Source organism: Shewanella sp. LC6, from assembly GCF_006385735.2.
GTDB lineage: Bacteria > Pseudomonadota > Gammaproteobacteria > Enterobacterales > Shewanellaceae > Shewanella > Shewanella xiamenensis.
The window spans coordinates 755,932-773,492 of the sequence record NZ_CP043902.1 but is presented as its reverse complement, the minus strand read 5'-3'; the positions used below and the strand labels follow the sequence as shown (position 1 = coordinate 773,492).

The window sequence follows — 17,561 nt, the reverse complement described above, 5'->3', positions numbered from 1 at the left end:
TAACAGCCTTAATCACACCCACGCGGCTGATAAATCGCTTTTATCTTGCTTCGCAGCCAAGTGATTTTGGGGTTGTGGCTGTTTCTCTTATGCCAAATCAAGGTAAAAGGAATGGCGAGTTTATTAAGATATTCGCCACTTATCGGGATTGGGCGAGTGACTAAGTCAGGGTGTAATTGGCGGGCATATTGCTCACAATATTGCGGCGCTATTGCCAGCATGCTGTGGTGAGGCTCTGCCGCGACAAACAGTGACTGCTCAAAACTGGCCAAGGTCAGCACAATATTGCGACTTAACCCAAGCTCAATAAGCACATCATCTAAGGCCCAGGTTTCGCTCTTTTCCCACAAGATATTGATATGCGGGTATTTTAAGAAAGTGTCTACATTCCACTCTTCCTGCAAGGCGGGATGATCGCGGCGTAAATACACCTGAGGAAGATCGGTAAATAAAACCTCAAAATCGATAAAATAAGGCAATAAATCAAGGGACTCCTTGGAGCGAGGATGACTTTCTCGGCCAGTAAAACCTATGTCAGCCTCACCGCGAATAATGGCCTCTAGTGAATCATAATCCCAATTTCGCACCTTCACTTTTGCATCAGGGTAGTGTTGGTAAATCGCCTGCGTTAATTGATTAAGCATAATGAGCGATAAAGGTGACTCAAGCATTAGCTCAAAACTGAGCCCTTTCGCCATATCATCCCCGCGCTTGCCCATAAGCTGTTTGCCCCTTTGCAACCAATCGGCTAAGTCTTGCTCCATGCTTTGGGCTAATGGCGTTAACTGCAATCCCTGGGGCGTTTTAATGAATAGTGGGTCGTCAAACCAATCGCGCAATTTCGCCAAGGATTTACTCACGGTCGATGGCGTCACATTGAGCTTTTTAGCGGCCTTAGACACGCTCCGCTCCTGCGATAGCAGCTGAAAAGTAAACAACAGATTGAGGTCAAGCCGACTCAGGGATTTGCTCATTAACTACCATTTCCGACATTTTAGGTACCGCTAACATTAGCGTGATACTTACCAGCGCACCAACGCTGAGGATAGCTAATAATATATTAATCGCGCTCACTTCGAGCAGACCCATCACCCAAATATACAAAGCAGAAGTACACACTTGGGCAATCCCCAGTAATGAGCTAGCTACCCCAGCCCGAGCCACAAATGGACTAAGCGCCTGACTCATGGTCACCCCAAATCCAATTGAAAAACCAGAACAAACAAAAGCAAACCCTAAGAGGTTAAATGAATGACTAACTCCGCCCAATTGAGTCAAGATAAACACTAAGGCGGCCGCAACGAATAACCCTTGGGAGAACAAAATTAATGATTTTTCTTTAAACTGGTTAAGCAAAAAGGGCGTCGAAAATGAGGCTAACATACTCACCAATGCCATCATTGCCATGGTATTGGAATATTGGCCACGGTCAAACCCCATCTGCCCCATAATCAGCATGGGAGACACATTCACATAGCTTAAAATCGTGGTCACACCTAAGGTCGTTATGACCACGCGACTGATAAAAAAGCCTTGTTTAAAGGATTCCTTTTGCACACCTGGCACTGCTTGCGTGTGAAATGCTGCTTTAGAATAAGTTTCACGTAATACCAATAGGCACAGGGCGAACACCAGTAATCCCATCGCCGCCATAGTGTAAAACAGGCTAGGCCATGGAAACTTAAGCATGATTAAGTGGCCAATCACAGGCGCGATCACAGGGATAATACAGGTCACGCCATTCACCATTGAGAGCACTTTGGCTCGGCGCTTATCGTCTAAGACATCACGCAAAATCGCGAACGCGACAACATAGCAACAACCCGCACCAATGCCTTGCGCAAAGCGCGCGATTAAAAACAGATCACTGGTCTGTGAGCCCGCCGCAAAGTAGGAGGCTAGCGCGAACAGTAAGGCGCCAAAAAGTGTAATGGGTTTACGCCCAATCCTATCGGCTAAACTGCCCGCAAACAGCATAGTCGTCGCCATGCCAGCAAGATACACAGAAAAAGCAATGTGCAGCTGCGCCTCACTCGCCCCGAGTTCATTAGCAATTTGCGGCAACCCGACTAAGTACATATCGATCCCCGTCGGGTACATTAGGACCAAGCCAAAACTACATAACAGATATCGAAACATCACATCACCACTCACATCACCACTCTACAAGAATATGGCGCTTAGCCTAATGCGGGTTTCGCTTAAGCGTGAGTGGCATTTTCGACAACTGTTTTTTCCAATTGCGACCGACAAATATTTCAATCACCAATAAAAACCAAACCTCTTGTGACACGAGTATCACAGGAGGTAGGTCTTCAGATAAATTGCGGTTTAATGGCTCACGGAGCCGTGACGGGTGCAGGTAAGGTTTCGATAGTTAACCGCCTATCATCCTTGAGGTATTTCTGCGCCAATTGGCTTAACTCGGCGGGCGAGATCTGCTGTACCAACGCCAAGCGTTGGTTAAAGGTCGCAAAACGCTCCGGTTGGCTTTGGGCGGTTGAGGCCAGATCTAACCAGAAATTATTACTTTGCGGCGCCATCTGCATCCACTCCAGTACTGGCTGGCGGGCGCGATTGAGCAAATCCTCACTGATCCCCGAAGGCATTTTAACCTGCTTAACTGCGGCGGCGTAATGCTTAGCCACCTCAGGCAACATGGTAGTGGTGGTCACACTAAATAGGCCGAGATAACCATATCCCGTTGGATTTAAATCATTATATGAGAATGCTGAAGGCGAATAACTTGCCCCCGCTTTCTCACGCACATTCTCGGTAAGTAAGATACTTAGTACCTGCTCAAGCAAACCTAACCCCACCAACTCACGGGGATTACTCATATCCGCAGTCGGCCACACCTGCGCCAGCGCCGCCATATCGACCTGACCATAATGCGTCAGGCTAATTTGTGCTGGCACGTTGGGAAACACAGGCACGATAGTCTGCCCCTTAGGGATCGGCTGACGGGAAATCGCCCCTAAAGTTTGTGCAACCTCAGCAATGGCTTGGTTTTCCTCAAAATCACCAACGATGGCCAGCTCAATCGCCCCTTGCTGCACCGCAGAATGGAAGCTGGGTGCGAGTTCCGCAAACTGACGCTTGAGGATTTCATCAGGGTTGCCGTAGCCATAACGTTTGTCGCCATTATGGGCAATTCGCGCAAATTGATTCGAAAACTCCAGTTGTGGATTGCTATGAATGCTCTGCTGCTCGGCAATCACTTGCTCACGGAATAACTGCTCGGCTTGCTTATCCATCCCCGGGTCGACTAAATAGGCCGTCAGTACCCCTAATTGAGTGCGAAGCTCTGCTGCATTGGTGCTGATCTCGCCACCAAAACTCTGCTCACGTAAACTCAAACTGACCGAGATATCTTGGCCTGCAAAAATCTCCTGCAAGCTGTCTAAATCGTGAAGTCCCAAACCGCCCTGCACAAAGGCGCTATTAAACAGGTAAGACAAACCATCTAGCTCGGGGAATGGCACCTCACCAAAGCCAATATTGAGACTCACCAACGTCAGCCCCTGATTAAAGGATGTAGGTTTTAAATTGAGACGCACACCGTTAGCAAACTCTAGCTTTCGTATGCCAGTTGTGGCATCGCGCTGATCGGCAACAATCTGTCCAGCCTCACCAAATTGACTATAGCCAAACTCGGCAATGCTCTTGGTTTCGGGCACTTTCACGACTTGCTTTTGGCTCGCGCTATAGGCGGCTAAGAGTTGCTTTTCAATATTTTCAATGGGTTTGTTATTGGTTAGATACAGATAAGGCGTCCCTTCCCAAGTCTGTTTAAACAACTGATGCAGTTTTTGCGGCGTAATACTCGGCATTAGTTTTTCAAACATCGCCAATTGCCACTCTGGCTCCACAGGCACGCGCCTGCCCGCTACCGCACTCACTAAGCTGTCGGCAATGTTCACACTGTGGATAGTGTTACTGCCTGCGGCACTGAGCTGATAGCCCTTGTGAATTCGTTTAAGTTGCTGATCGATTTCCTGTTGGCTAAAGCCAAATTCCAGCGCCTGACGTAGTCTTTGTTCCAACAACGTAAGCCCTTGCTGCCAGTTGTTTTCCTGCGTTCCCAGCGTCATTTGCGTGCCGTAGGCAATATTGTATTGCGGCCCAATTTGTAGACTCACGCCATACAAACCTTGGCTATGTAGCAACTGTGACTCTAAACGACGATACAAAATGCCGTGGGCAATATCTAATAACATCTCCTGCTCACGCAGTGCAATCGTATCTGGCTTAGGGATTTGCGGTTTTAACAGCCCGAGGGAAACCGAGGTTTGCAGGCTTGGATCAAAAAATGCCGCCGCCTCAATAGCGGTTTTAGCCTGTACCACGCCTATGGATTGTGCCTTCACCCCAGCAGCCTGTGGCGCAGCTTTCCAGTCGGTAAATTGCTGCTTGATCTTTTGCTCGATACGACCGACATCGATATCACCCACCACGATTAAGGTGGTGCGAGATGGCGTATAAAAACGCTGATAAAGGGACAATAACGTTTCACGATTTGCATTTTGAATGCTCGTCGCCTCACCTACGGGAAAGCGCTGCGACAGCAAGGTTTGCGGCATTAAAAAGGCTAACTGGTGGCGATAGTTTTCTAAATCGGCACTACTGCGTTCACGCAGTTCAGACAAGACCACCGCTTTTTCGCGCTCGATTAGCGCGGGGTCAAGCAACAGATTACTGGCGATTTCGCGCATTAAAAACAAAGCGGTATCGACTTTATCTTGGCTATTGCTCGGTAAATTAAACTGATAAACCGTTTGCTGAAATTCAGTCACCGCATTGGTATCAGCCCCAAAACTTAAACCTATGCGTTGTAAGGTAGGGATCATCTCCCCCGCCGCGAGTCCCGTAGATCCATTAAACGCCATATGCTCTAAAAAATGCACCAGACCCTGCTCGGCATCCGTTTCCATCACAGATCCCACATCCACCCGCATACGGACAATCACGGCTTGCTCAGGGGTTTTGTTGTTCACTAACAGGTAGTGCATCCCATTAGCAAGCGTGCTACTGTGCACTCGTTCGCTTAAAGGCAGGTTGGCCGACTCAGACCACAGAGGCGCTTCAACCGCACTTAATGGTAAAGCCATGCTGATAAGGAACAGCCATAGCCATAGGCGTTTAAACTGGATTTTCTTGAAATTGCTCATAAAAATTCATTTTCTCCCTGAAATTTGCTTGATACACCAGAGAAAATGCTTACCTCAATACTGATAAATTGACTTTTCACTATAACCACAAAAACGCTTTAAGTCACAAAATCAATACCTTACAGCGTACTTAAAATATCAAAAAACATGCATTAATAGAGAAAACGACATTAGAAATTGAAAGTATATGAGGGAAAACTCGTTGTTAACTTTATAAAAAGATATTCAGAACAGGCTTAATTAAAGCCTGTTCTATTCTAAATTAAGCTAGTCTGATTAACACAGTTAATGCATAGATAACCATAGCCCAATAAAAACCAAAAAGAACAATCCAAACCCAATTCAACCAAGTTAAACTTGAATTATCCTCGTAGTCTAAAGGTTCAAGCGCAAAGTTAATTGCTTTTTGAGCTTCATACAATGGATACAAAACGGCTAAAGGTATAACAATAGAAATTAAAATCAAAGATGTCGGTAAAGTCTCAATTTGATTGAGAACACTAGAGACTACGACAAGTAAAACGTAAACTGTCGCCAAAGCAGAATGATTCCAACGATAACTTCTATTATCTTCTTTAATATATTCATTAACATAAACAAACAAAGAGTGTGTAAAAAATACCGTAAAAATGCATCGAGCAATTGGCCATGCATCTAAATCATAATACTCTTTTAATGCCTGCCATTGCTTATAAAACCAGTATATTTGATATAGACCAAAGGTAGCAAAAAACATAATAACAAATTTAGCAAGTGAAACATGAAACAGTGGTACTCTATGAATATTGCTATCTACTGTTATTTGTTTTTCATCGCTCTTTAATGGATTATTTTCCTGACTTATTACATCTTCCATGGAAGAATTCCTTTCTTTTAGTAGTCGTCATAACGTTAATTTATTTTCAAAAGTTCAAGCCCTTTAGCGGACTCAAACAATCTACCCTAAACAGCAACAACTGTTAACAATTAAGCAAATAAAATTATTCAAAGAAAGATAAGCCACATATAAACAAAAAGCCCTGCAAAATATTGCAGGGCTTTTAAAAAACTATGTTTCCACTGTAAAAGTTGGAAAATTAAAACGGGATATCGTCGTCCCAACCGTCATCCAAATCTGGAGTAAAGTTTTGCTGTGGCTGTGGTGCAGGGCGCTGTGCAGGAGCCGCTGGCGCTTGATACGCAGGAGCTGCAGGCTTAGGCGCATAACCGCCCTGCTGTGGCTGAGCGTGAGGCTGAACATGGGGCTGCGCCTGTTGCTGACCATAGCTTTGCTGAGCTGGCTGCTGATTGTAGCCAGATTGAGGTTGTGGCGCTGGTGCTTGGTAAGCCGGAGCCGCTTGCGGTGCTGGCGCGTATTGATTTTGCGCAGGAGCTGCTTGTTGTGAGGCTGATTGGTAACCGCCGTTTTGTGGCATACCGCCCATTGGGGCACCTTGGCCTTGACCTTGGTTACGGCCGCCTAACATTTGCATGCTACCGCTTTGGTCGATAACCACTTCAGTGCTGTAACGATCTTGACCGCTTTGGTCTTTCCACTTACGCGTTTGCAATTTACCTTCGAGGTAAACCTGTGAACCTTTACGCAGGTACTCACCCGTAATTTCAGCCAACTTGCCAAACAGAACCACACGGTGCCATTCAGTACGTTCTTGCTGTTGACCTTGTTGGTCTTTCCACGATTCGCTGGTCGCAACGGTGATGTTTGCGACTGCGTTACCGTTTGGCATATAACGCACTTCTGGATCTTGTCCCAAATTGCCAACCAAAATTACTTTGTTAACACCACGACTGGCCATTGAAATCTCCTGCGATTCTTTAAATAATCTGTTAATTCAGTATGTTGTTTATAATTGTTGCCGCAAGGGAAAATCCGCATCCCTAAGTATTCGCGGCAATAACACATATTATTGAGCAGAGCCTAACACAGCTCGGGCTTCTCTTAAATCGAAATGCTCGTCAACTTTGAGATAAGCGACTTTCTCGTCTAGCACCACAATCGCTTCAACCACACCCATCAATTGTGACAGTTGCGCCGCCATATCACGGGCTTGGGTTTTGTCTTTAACGGCAGCCTCTAAGGTGTAACTCTTAAGCAGTACAGGATTTTCCATCCCTAAGGTGAGCAATAACCAAATGCCCATTAACACCAACGCGACAATAAACACGCCCACGGCACCGACTAATTGGTACGCACCGCCACCGAGCATACCGCCACAAAAGGCCCCGAAGAATTGGCTGGTCGAATAAACACCCATCGCCGAGCCTTTTTCACCCACTGGGCAGAATTTCGCAATCAAACTCGGCAGCGACGCCTCAAGGTAGTTAAAGCCAGTAAAAAACAGCAGCACGGCCACGCTCAATACCCAGAGGTTGCTGGCAAAAATCGCCATGGCCGCAAGGGCAAACATCATGATCACTAAAGCAATTTGGAACATCGCCTTAGTATTCTTGCGCTTCACCCCGATGATGATTAACGGCACCATCAAGAAGAATGCGCCCACAAACGCAGGGAAATACAGCATCCAATGTTTTTCTTTCACCAGACCCGCATCGACTAAGTCGAGTGGCAAGGCGACAAACACGGCGGTTAACACTAAGTGCAGAATAAAGATCCCCGCATCGAGCCTAAACAGCTGCGGATCAGTCAACATGCGCTTAAGCTTCGCGGGCGCCGCTAAGGTATCGCCCTTAGGTGCGTGGGAAATGGGATTGGGCACCAATAACTGCACAATCAACATGCCTAACACCGCAAGCCCAGCAGTTAAAAAGAATAACCCTGATAAGCCTAAATGCTGCGCCACAATCGGGCCAACCAGTAACGACAGTGCAAACGAGCCACCGATACACATACCAATAATCGCCATGACCTTGGTACGTTGCTCATCCCGTGTTAAGTCAGCCGCAAGCGCCAGCACAGCGGCGGCAATCGCGCCCATCCCTTGTACAGCACGGCCAAACACCACGCCATAGATAGTCTCAGCATTGGCGGCAATTAAACTGCCGATGGCAAACACCACTAAGCCTGCAAGAATGACAGGTTTACGGCCATATTTGTCTGATAAAATCCCCATAGGGATCTGTAAAATGGCCTGAGTTAAGCCATAAGCACCGATGGCAATGCCCACCCAGAGGGGTGAAAAACCTTCTAAATGCCGACCATAAAGTGCAAAGACGGGCATGATCATAAACAAGCCCATCATGCGTAAACCAAATACACTGGCTAAAGAAAACGCGACTCTTGTCTCGGTTCCTGAAAGTCCGTTGTTACCCATGATTTTGCCTTGGATTGAAGTCTTTTAGGGGGCGCATGTTAGCACACCACAAAGCATTTGCTCAAAAGGAAAAACCGTCCTAAGCACTCGTAGTTAACGGGTTGTCTAGCCCCATCGCGACGCCGTTTAAAAGGCACGGTTACGGCCTTAGGTCTTTATTTTAAAGGCTTATCTAAAAGTCGATTCGCTACAAATAGTTAACTTGATACTTACAGAGATAAGCTTAGGCTTGCCCTCATACTTGGATTAATCTTAGTTAATTCGCTAGGTTCATCACGATTATATCGACCACGGCCAAGCATTGGCTTATCGCCAACCCAGAATAGAGATCACAGAATCGACTAAACTCAGCCGCCGAACTGTGCGATACTTAGGCTCATTTTTTTAAGCATAAGACTTGAGCGATAGATGGATAAGATTGAAATACGCGGCGCACGGACCCACAATCTCAAAAATATCAACCTGACTATCCCAAGGGATAAGTTAATCGTTATCACAGGGTTATCGGGATCAGGCAAATCTTCCCTAGCATTTGATACTTTATATGCCGAAGGCCAACGACGTTACGTTGAGTCTCTTTCTGCCTATGCCCGCCAATTCTTAAGCTTGATGGAAAAGCCCGATGTCGACCATATCGAAGGCTTAAGCCCGGCGATTTCCATCGAACAAAAATCAACCTCCCATAACCCACGTTCGACTGTGGGTACAATCACCGAAATTTACGACTATCTACGTCTGCTGTTTGCCCGCGTGGGCGAACCGCGCTGCCCGACTCATGGCCAACCGCTGGCGGCGCAAACCGTGAGCCAGATGGTGGATAAAGTGCTCGAAATGCCCGAGGATAGCCGCTTAATGCTGCTGGCGCCCGTGGTCAACGGCCGTAAGGGTGAGCACGTTAAATTACTCGAGGGTTTATCCGCTCAAGGTTATATCCGCGCCCGTATCGACGGTGAAGTCTGCGATTTAACCGATCCGCCAACCCTCGACTTACACGTTAAGCACACCATCGAAGTGGTGGTCGATCGTTTTAAAGTCCGCAGCGATATCCAGCAGCGCCTCGCCGAATCCTTTGAAACTGCGCTCGAACTCTCGGGTGGGATTGCCGTGGTCGCCAGCATGGATGAAGGCGCCACTGAAGAATTAATCTTCTCGGCCAACTTTGCTTGCCCGCACTGTGGTTACTCGATGGCCGAGCTTGAGCCACGGATTTTCTCCTTTAATAACCCGGCGGGCGCTTGCCCAACCTGCGATGGTTTAGGGGTACAACAGTTTTTCGATCCTGACAGAGTGATCACCAACCCTGAGTTATCCCTGGCTGGCGGGGCGATTCGCGGCTGGGATAGACGTAACTTCTATTACTTCCAGATGCTAAGTTCGCTGGCCGACCACTATAAGTTCGATGTCGAAGTTCCCTTCGAACAGTTGTCGGATAAGGTGAGAAAAATCGTTCTCTACGGTTCAGGTAAAGACAGCATCGCCTTCAAATACATCAACGACCGTGGTGATGTGGTGGTGCGCAATCATCCCTTCGAAGGCATCTTAAATAATATGGACAGGCGTTACCGTGAGACCGAAAGTAACGCGGTGCGCGATGAGTTGGCCAAGTTTATCAACACCCAAGCTTGCCAAAGCTGTGGCGGCTCGCGTTTGCGTGAAGAGGCTCGCCACGTATTTATTGGCGATCTTAACTTGCCGAAACTGACCGTTTGGTCAATTGGTGAAGCCCTAGATTATTTTGACAAACTCGAGTTCAACGGCCAAAAAGCACAAATTGCTGAAAAAATCCTCAAGGAAGTGCGCGACCGTTTAGGTTTCCTCGTCAATGTTGGCCTTAACTATTTAAGCCTATCACGCTCGGCCGAGACCCTCTCGGGCGGTGAAGCGCAGCGTATTCGCTTAGCCAGTCAAATCGGTGCTGGGCTTGTCGGCGTAATGTATGTGCTCGATGAGCCTTCTATCGGCTTGCACCAGCGGGATAACGAGCGTCTGCTGCAAACCCTGATCCACCTGCGGGATTTAGGCAACACAGTGATTGTGGTAGAGCACGATGAAGACGCGATTCGTATGGCGGATCATATTATCGATATCGGCCCAGGCGCTGGCGTCCATGGTGGTGAAGTGATTTGCGACGGTCCGATTGAGAAAATTATCGCCTGCGACGAATCCGTCACTGGGCAGTACATTTCGGGTAAACGCAATATTCATATCAGTACCCCACGTACGCCGTTCGACCCGAAACAAGTGATTGAGCTCTACGGCGCCCGCGGCAATAACCTGCGTAATGTAGATTTAACCATCCCTGTGGGATTATTCACCTGTGTGACTGGAGTATCGGGCTCAGGTAAATCGACGCTGATTAACGATACCTTCTTTAGAATTGCCCACAAACAACTCAACGGCGCCACCGTCGATGAGCCCGCGCCTTACGATCGGATTGTCGGCATGGAGCAATGCGATAAAGTGGTCGATATCGACCAAAGCCCGATTGGCCGCACTCCGCGCTCAAACCCCGCCACTTATACTGGCATCTTTACCCCAATTAGGGAGATTTTTGCCGGAACGCAGGAATCCCGTACCCGTGGTTATCAGGTCGGGCGCTTCTCCTTTAACGTCAAAGGTGGTCGCTGCGAGGCCTGCCAAGGCGATGGCTTAATTAAAGTCGAAATGCACTTCCTCCCCGATGTGTATGTACCTTGCGATGCCTGTAAAGGTAAACGCTATAACCGCGAAACCTTAGAGGTGCGCTACAAGGGTAAGAACATCCACGAAGTGCTGCAAATGACGGTGGAGGATGCCCGCGAATTTTTCGATGCCGTGCCTGCGATTGCCCGCAAACTGCAAACCCTAATGGATGTGGGTTTGTCTTACGTGCGGTTAGGTCAGAGCGCGACGACGCTATCTGGCGGTGAGGCCCAAAGGGTAAAACTGGCCAAGGAACTCTCTAAACGCGATACCGGTAAGACCTTGTATATATTAGATGAACCAACCACAGGCCTGCACTTTGCCGATATCCAATTGCTGCTGGATGTACTGCATCGACTCAAATCCCACGGCAACACGATTGTGGTGATTGAGCATAATCTGGATGTGATTAAAACCGCAGACTGGATTATCGACTTAGGCCCTGAAGGCGGCGGTGGCGGCGGTACAATCCTCGCCACAGGCACACCAGAAGAAGTAGCCTTGCATCCTACCTCACACACGGCACGCTTCTTAAAGCCGCTGCTGGAGCGGGATGCACAACTAGCAACGCAGTCATAATCAAGTAAGGCTTCAACCTCAACGACGCCTTGGGAGAACACTCCCAAGGCGCACTCCATCGAGGAGGATATTTTGTTAGAACATCGCCCCAACTTAACCAGCTTAAGTCGCGTTAATGTCATGCTCATTACCTGTTTAGGACTAATGCTATTCGCACTTGCTATCGCGGCTATCGATCCGATTATCGGTCAACCCACACGCTTACAAGTTACTGTCTTAGATAGCACCGCAGAAAATAGCCTACTGGCATTACCCGATGGCCGAGTCACCACGCTTGCCCAAGGTGGACTCACCAAAAATACTCAGGTCACCCTGTGCTCGCGCACACATTTGGTCTCAGGCTTAGAGCACTTTAATTTAAGCCCGCACCAAGAGGCGGCGCTCTCCCCCGAGATCCAGGTATTAGATTAAATCCACATTAGGGCCCATGCACTCTAGCTAAATCCCTGTTAGGCTTAGGATTGATCGTTCCTATTGCCAACCTTAAGGATAATCATGGGCAATTTGGCACACGCACTCACTGCAATCATCCGCTCATGGTCTCCATGCACGGGCTTATTGCGCTTTTTTACCCTTAGCCTATGTATGGGACTCATGGCCTGCACTAGCCAACCTGCCGAATATACTTGCTCGCCAGAGGCGATTCGATTGAATTGGGCTGCCCCCGCAGATCTTAAGCAAACAGTAGCAACACTCAGCTCAGCAGAATTAATGGGGCGTAAAACCCAAACGGAAGGTGCTGCCAAGGCACGCGACTATTTAAACCGCCAGTTTCAACAACTAGGCCTTAAGCCTTGGGGAACAACCTTCGAGGTTCCCTTCGAATATTCCACCCTATTTAGCCAAGAGGTGGGAAGCAATCTGGTCGCCTTAGCGCCAGCGCGACAACCTACGGATAAATGGCGTATTGTAGTCGCCCACTATGATCATCTCGGCATAAAAGGCGGCAAGGTTTACCACGGTGCCGATGACAATGCCTCCGGCGTTGCCGCATTACTCGCCATCGCCAACCACTGGCAAGCGCAGCAACGCGCTGCACCCGACTCACTCCCCAACATTAACTTAATGTTTGTCGCGACCGATGCCGAAGAACCTGGACTGTTTGGCAGCACTGCCTTAGTGGAGCAACTCAAACAGCGAATGCCTGAAGCGCAATTTGAACTGATGCTCAATCTGGATATGATTGGCCACCCAAGTCGCCCTTACGCGATTTACCTTGAGGGCAGCCGCAACTTTTATCAATTTCCTCAATTTAGGCCAATGTTGAATGAATCTAACGGCCTGTGTATCAAACTCAGTCACCCTAAGCCTGTGGGGAGAAGTATCCAGAGCACTAATTGGCTAAGAGCATCGGATCATTATCCCTTTCATCAGGCTAAAATCCCTTGGCTATATTTTGGTGTGCCCACCCATCCGCAATATCATACGCCGGAGGATACCTACGAGACCTTGGACTATGTTTTTCTCGCCGCGGTAACAGAATCGGCTTTTGAATTAATTAAACTCGATGGCAACTTTTTGAAAAATTAGCCGAAGTGGCGCGTTTCTTGCTCAGTTTTTGTAAAAAAACCTTCCCAAACGGTGGATTTATCCTTATCCGGATTGGTAAAGCGGCTTATATGCTGCTATAATCCGTCGTTCGCGGGAAATCGACACGGGGTTGATTTTCTGTCTGTGAAACTTAAGCGCCAATCCGCGCGCATCCACAAGGCTACAACTCAATGTCATCCGATGAAAGAACTTTCCGTGAACTCGGCCTATCCGAGAATTTGTTGCGTGCTCTTGACGAGCTAGGTTATGAAAAACCAACGCCAATCCAATCAGCCAGTATTGATCCACTTATGGCTGGCAAAGATATTTTAGGTCAAGCGCAAACTGGTACAGGTAAAACTGGCGCCTTCGCGCTGCCGCTGCTGAATAAAGTCACCAGCCAAACCACACCACAAATTTTAGTATTAGCACCAACGCGTGAACTTGCAGTTCAAGTTGCTGAAGCGTTCAGTAGCTATGCCAAATTTATTAAGAATTTCCATGTACTGCCGATCTACGGTGGTCAAAGCATGCAACAACAGTTGAATGCCCTCAAACGTGGTCCACAAGTTATCGTGGGTACGCCTGGTCGTGTAATGGACCATATGCGTCGTGGCACATTAAAACTCGATTCATTAAAAGCACTCGTGCTCGATGAAGCCGACGAAATGCTAAAAATGGGCTTCATCGATGATATCGAATGGATCCTTGAGCACACGCCAAGCGAGCGCCAATTGGCACTATTCTCGGCCACAATGCCAGAGCAAATTAAACGTGTTGCTAACCAGCATTTACGTAGCCCTGTACATGTGCGTATCGAGTCTAGCCAAACGACAGTTGAATCAATCGAACAACGTTTCGTACAGGTATCACAGCACAATAAATTAGAAGCGTTAGTACGCGTATTAGAAGTTGAAAATACTGAAGGTATCATCATCTTCGTTCGTACTCGTAACTCATGCGTTGAATTAGCTGAAAAACTTGAAGCCCGTGGCTATGCATCATCACCTTTACATGGTGATATGAACCAACAAGCCCGTGAGCGGGCAGTTGAACAACTCAAAAACGGCAAGCTAGACATTCTGATCGCGACTGACGTTGCGGCCCGTGGTCTAGACGTTGAGCGTATTGGCCACGTAGTAAACTACGATATTCCATACGATACAGAAGCTTACGTTCACCGTATCGGTCGTACTGGCCGCGCTGGTCGTAATGGTATGGCAATTCTGTTCGTCACTAGCCGTGAAATGCGTATGCTGCGCACTATCGAGCGTGCGACTAACAGCCGTATTTCGCCAATGAAAGTACCAAGCCCAGAAACCGTTGCAGAACGTCGCCTGTCACGCTTGGGTGAGCAGCTCGCTCAAACCATGAACAACGATCTCGAATTTATGCGTGAAGCCGTTGCTCAGTTATGCCAGCAGCTTGAAGTGGATACCGATCTGCTCGCAGCAGCTCTACTACACCAAGTTCAGCAGGAACGTCCACTGCAATTGCCTGCGATTCAAGAACGTGTTCGTGATGAACGCAGTGAGCGTAGCGAACGTAGTTCAGACCGTGGTGCTGACCGTGGCGAACGTCGTAGCCGTGAATCTCGTCCAATGCCAGCAAGCTTAGGCAGTGCTGAAGCGTTAAAAGACAATCCAGACCTGAAAATGTGCCGTTATGTGATCGACGTAGGTCGTGAAAATGGCGTAGGTGTAGGCAATATCGTTGGCGCTATCGCAAACGAAGCCAATATCGACAGCCGTTATATCGGTGCAATCCAACTTTATGATTCAGTGACAACTGTTGACCTGCCAGACGGCATGCCAAAAGATGTACTACAACACCTGAAGAAAGTGCGTGTGTGTGGTAAGCCATTGAATATCCGTGAAGCTGGCGACCAAGTCTTTGTTGACTCTGGCCGTGGTGCCCGTAGCGACCGTCGTCCACGTAGCGACCGCCCAGCCGGTGATCGTAAGCCACGTGCAGCGTCGGGTGACAAGCCGTTTGCAGACCGCAAACCACGTTCAGACAAGCCAGCAGGCGAACGTAGACCACGTAAACCACGCGAAGAGTAATCCGCAAACCTAAACCCTTAGGTCAAGCGCATAAAAAAAGGAGCCTCGGCTCCTTTTTTGTTATCCAATATTTTCCAAATTAACTCATACTTGGCCCAAATTAACTTGCACTTAAGCCTGCATGTCTATTAGTGTCGGCGTAGACTTTAACAACGCATCTAGTGTATTTCGATGAAAAAAGCCTTTAACGCCGGACTGTTATCCGCCTTTGTCGCCCCCGGCAGCGGCCATTTTTACCTAAAACATAAACGCACTGCACTGGTATTTTTTAGCTTAGCGGTCGTGAGCCTTGTACTGCTACTCATGCAAATCTATCAAGTGGCGCAAGTGATCGCCTTAGATATTCAAAACGGCACCTTACCGCTTGATATCGGCATTATTTCTGCCGAAATCACCCAACAAACCCAGACCACAATTGCTAATGCCAATGAACTGCTCTATGGCTTTTTACTCTGCTGGTTAGTGGCATTACTCGACAGTATTCGGCTTGGGCTTAAACAAGATAAGCAAGATTCCCTAACCGCAAACACATCGAGTGAGAATTGACATAAAGTGATATAAAACCTTATCAATCTGGCATCGTGTGCACTTAGTCTTTTGGGATTGCCACTGCCCAAGCTTCAATAAAACTCTGATAATTGCCAATGAGTAAATCCGCCGCGAGTGCATAGTCGGGCACATCTTCAGGGCAGTAGAGGGCGCAGCGGCTACCGGCGTTTTGCGCAGTTTGCAGATCGAATAGGTAATCCCCCACATACAAGATATCCGCCGGACTCAACTGCCATTGCTCGCAAATCAAGTGGATCCCCTGTGGGTGAGGCTTTGGCTCGGCATCGTAACGGGTCAGTACTAAGGGGATATCAATACCGAGTTTTTCAATGGTGATTTTGGCTGCCTCGGGCATATTGCGGGTCAAAATCGCCAGCGGCAGTTGTCTTGCCTTTAAAAACGTAATCAACGCCTGCGCGCCTTCAATCCAGCTCGCTTGGCGCGAGCTGGCAAGCTCATAGTCATGGACAATTTCCAGCGCCTGCATCTTGGCCATAGTGGTCTCAAGGTTATGTATATGCTCGAGAATATCGGTACCCGATCCAATACCTAATGCCGCTCTTAAGCCTTTAAAGTCAGGGTTTGAATGGGCAAGCGTACCGTCGAGATCGAAGATAACCCCGCGGATCTGTTCTAATTCAATATCGGTCAGGCGTGTGATCACTAGGATACCTATTCAGCTGCCAGTTAAATGGGTTGTAAACGTCTCGCGCGGCGCTGGCGATACAGGGGCAGCAACTGCACCACCATCACTGACACAATAATCACACCTATGCCAAAGAGCGATAAAGCATCTAACTCATCGGCCTTAAACACGTCAGGCCACCAACCGATACTCACCACTAACGCCGTGGCACTAAAGCTAAATACTGGCGTTAACGCCAACATGGCGCTCACCTGTGCCGTCGGCCAATACTTCATTGATTGCCCAAAACAGCCGTAGGCAATCAAGGTATTGGCGGCGCAAAACAGCGCCACTTGCCAGTCAAAGCTATCCATTTGCGCAAATTGGCTAAAGTCGCTAAAGGGCGCCATCGCAAAAATACCTAAGGCATAGATAACTAAGAGTACGTTGGCGGGGGACAAACGGTTCAACAGTGACTTTTGCAGCAGCGCATAAGTGGTCCATGACAATGCAGAAAACTGCACTATCATCACCCCAAGCCAGATCTCATGGTTATCGGTGGCGGAAAAATCTAAAAAGGGATGGAAAAACATTAACATCCCTAAGGCTAAAGCGGCAAAACAACTGAGCTGCACCGCATTCAAGCGTTCTTTAAAAAATAACACGCCGCCAAAGGCGAGGAAAAATGGCGAGGTTTGAAAATTAAGTTGCGCCGCGCCCGGGGCTAAATAGTCGAGGGAATAGACGAATGACACATAGTTAAGCATTAAAAACAGTCCGGCGAGGATAAGCCTGAGCCAAACCTTGGCATCGAGCGCCGCAAACTGTTTCAAACTCCCAGCACTCCACTGCACCAAAATACTGACGATGAGCGCCACCAAAAACCGAAACCAAGTCAAGGTCACCGGATCGATAAAACTCCCCGATAGCTTAAGTGCTATAGGTAAAATCCCCCAAAACAACACGGCGACAGAAATAAACAATAACCCCAATTGAGCATGGTTATTTGCCAAGGATCCAGAGTGGCTTTGATTCACGGAAAAGTCCCAGTAGTACAGCAGAAAGGAACGCCATTCTGGCACCGCACCGC

At 48.0% G+C, this 17,561-nt stretch carries 13 protein-coding genes; 5 read left to right on the top strand and 8 right to left on the bottom strand.

The window, feature by feature from the left end:
- Nucleotides 1-8 precede the first annotated feature (8 nt).
- From yidZ to FJD32_RS03490, 6 genes are all read right to left on the bottom strand, one after another.
- Nucleotides 9-974, bottom strand: a complete 966-nt coding sequence (yidZ, locus tag FJD32_RS03515) for an HTH-type transcriptional regulator YidZ (protein ID WP_055647840.1) — start codon at nucleotides 972-974, stop codon at nucleotides 9-11.
- Complete coding sequence (locus FJD32_RS03510) at nucleotides 949-2,139, bottom strand: MFS transporter (RefSeq protein ID WP_140907231.1); 1,191 nt, start codon at nucleotides 2,137-2,139, stop codon at nucleotides 949-951. Before FJD32_RS03510 ends, yidZ begins: the two co-directional genes overlap by 26 nt.
- A 200-nt stretch (nucleotides 2,140-2,339) precedes the next feature.
- Nucleotides 2,340-5,171, bottom strand: coding sequence for a M16 family metallopeptidase (locus FJD32_RS03505; protein ID WP_140907230.1), 2,832 nt, complete (start codon nucleotides 5,169-5,171; stop codon nucleotides 2,340-2,342).
- Between the two features lie 262 nt (nucleotides 5,172-5,433).
- Nucleotides 5,434-6,027 carry a hypothetical protein gene (locus tag FJD32_RS03500; RefSeq protein ID WP_047536355.1) on the bottom strand — a complete coding sequence of 198 codons (594 nt, stop codon included), beginning with the start codon at nucleotides 6,025-6,027 and terminating at the stop codon, nucleotides 5,434-5,436.
- Nucleotides 6,028-6,247: 220 nt separating this feature from the next.
- Nucleotides 6,248-6,967, bottom strand: a complete 720-nt coding sequence (ssb, locus tag FJD32_RS03495; RefSeq protein ID WP_069454239.1) for a single-stranded DNA-binding protein — start codon at nucleotides 6,965-6,967, stop codon at nucleotides 6,248-6,250.
- Between the two features lie 108 nt (nucleotides 6,968-7,075).
- Nucleotides 7,076-8,443 carry an MFS transporter gene (locus tag FJD32_RS03490; protein ID WP_037431506.1) on the bottom strand — a complete coding sequence of 456 codons (1,368 nt, stop codon included), beginning with the start codon at nucleotides 8,441-8,443 and terminating at the stop codon, nucleotides 7,076-7,078.
- Nucleotides 8,444-8,851: 408 nt separating this feature from the next.
- On the opposite strand from FJD32_RS03490, the gene uvrA reads away from it, so the two are divergent.
- The 5 genes from uvrA (at nucleotide 8,852) to FJD32_RS03465 (ending at nucleotide 15,843) form a co-directional block, all read left to right on the top strand.
- Entirely contained in the window at nucleotides 8,852-11,704 is a 2,853-nt protein-coding gene (gene uvrA, locus FJD32_RS03485; protein ID WP_055647927.1) for an excinuclease ABC subunit UvrA, read from the top strand.
- A gap of 72 nt (nucleotides 11,705-11,776) precedes the next feature.
- Nucleotides 11,777-12,115: a hypothetical protein gene (locus FJD32_RS03480; protein WP_224021592.1), complete on the top strand. Its 339-nt coding sequence runs from the start codon at nucleotides 11,777-11,779 to the stop codon at nucleotides 12,113-12,115.
- Between the two features lie 84 nt (nucleotides 12,116-12,199).
- Nucleotides 12,200-13,234 (top strand): M28 family peptidase, encoded by a 1,035-nt coding sequence (locus FJD32_RS03475; RefSeq protein WP_140907229.1) that lies wholly within the window; start codon nucleotides 12,200-12,202, stop codon nucleotides 13,232-13,234.
- A 191-nt stretch (nucleotides 13,235-13,425) separates the two neighbouring features.
- Complete coding sequence (locus tag FJD32_RS03470) at nucleotides 13,426-15,297, top strand: DEAD/DEAH box helicase (RefSeq protein WP_037422567.1); 1,872 nt, start codon at nucleotides 13,426-13,428, stop codon at nucleotides 15,295-15,297.
- A 171-nt stretch (nucleotides 15,298-15,468) separates the two neighbouring features.
- A complete protein-coding gene (locus FJD32_RS03465; protein WP_055647924.1) occupies nucleotides 15,469-15,843 on the top strand; it encodes a hypothetical protein in 375 nt (124 codons plus the stop codon).
- 43 nt (nucleotides 15,844-15,886) lie between these two features.
- Here FJD32_RS03465 and FJD32_RS03460 read toward each other — a convergent pair whose 3' ends face one another.
- Both FJD32_RS03460 and FJD32_RS03455 read right to left on the bottom strand, forming a co-directional pair.
- Nucleotides 15,887-16,510 carry an HAD-IA family hydrolase gene (locus FJD32_RS03460; RefSeq protein WP_055647923.1) on the bottom strand — a complete coding sequence of 208 codons (624 nt, stop codon included), beginning with the start codon at nucleotides 16,508-16,510 and terminating at the stop codon, nucleotides 15,887-15,889.
- A gap of 23 nt (nucleotides 16,511-16,533) precedes the next feature.
- Nucleotides 16,534-17,508, bottom strand: a complete 975-nt coding sequence (locus tag FJD32_RS03455) for a DMT family transporter (protein WP_055647922.1) — start codon at nucleotides 17,506-17,508, stop codon at nucleotides 16,534-16,536.
- Nucleotides 17,509-17,561: the final 53 nt, after the last annotated feature.

What these genes read in the sequence shown, in the direction of transcription:
- yidZ (WP_055647840.1), bottom strand. Translation starts at nt 974, where the DNA reads ATGAGCAAATCCCTGAGTCGGCTTGACCTCAATCTGTTGTTTACTTTT.
- FJD32_RS03510 (WP_140907231.1), bottom strand. Translation starts at nt 2,139, where the DNA reads ATGTTTCGATATCTGTTATGTAGTTTTGGCTTGGTCCTAATGTACCCG.
- FJD32_RS03505 (WP_140907230.1), bottom strand. Translation starts at nt 5,171, where the DNA reads ATGAGCAATTTCAAGAAAATCCAGTTTAAACGCCTATGGCTATGGCTG.
- FJD32_RS03500 (WP_047536355.1), bottom strand. Translation starts at nt 6,027, where the DNA reads ATGGAAGATGTAATAAGTCAGGAAAATAATCCATTAAAGAGCGATGAA.
- ssb (WP_069454239.1), bottom strand. Translation starts at nt 6,967, where the DNA reads ATGGCCAGTCGTGGTGTTAACAAAGTAATTTTGGTTGGCAATTTGGGA.
- FJD32_RS03490 (WP_037431506.1), bottom strand. Translation starts at nt 8,443, where the DNA reads ATGGGTAACAACGGACTTTCAGGAACCGAGACAAGAGTCGCGTTTTCT.
- uvrA (WP_055647927.1), top strand. Translation starts at nt 8,852, where the DNA reads ATGGATAAGATTGAAATACGCGGCGCACGGACCCACAATCTCAAAAAT.
- FJD32_RS03475 (WP_140907229.1), top strand. Translation starts at nt 12,200, where the DNA reads ATGGGCAATTTGGCACACGCACTCACTGCAATCATCCGCTCATGGTCT.
- FJD32_RS03470 (WP_037422567.1), top strand. Translation starts at nt 13,426, where the DNA reads ATGTCATCCGATGAAAGAACTTTCCGTGAACTCGGCCTATCCGAGAAT.
- FJD32_RS03465 (WP_055647924.1), top strand. Translation starts at nt 15,469, where the DNA reads ATGAAAAAAGCCTTTAACGCCGGACTGTTATCCGCCTTTGTCGCCCCC.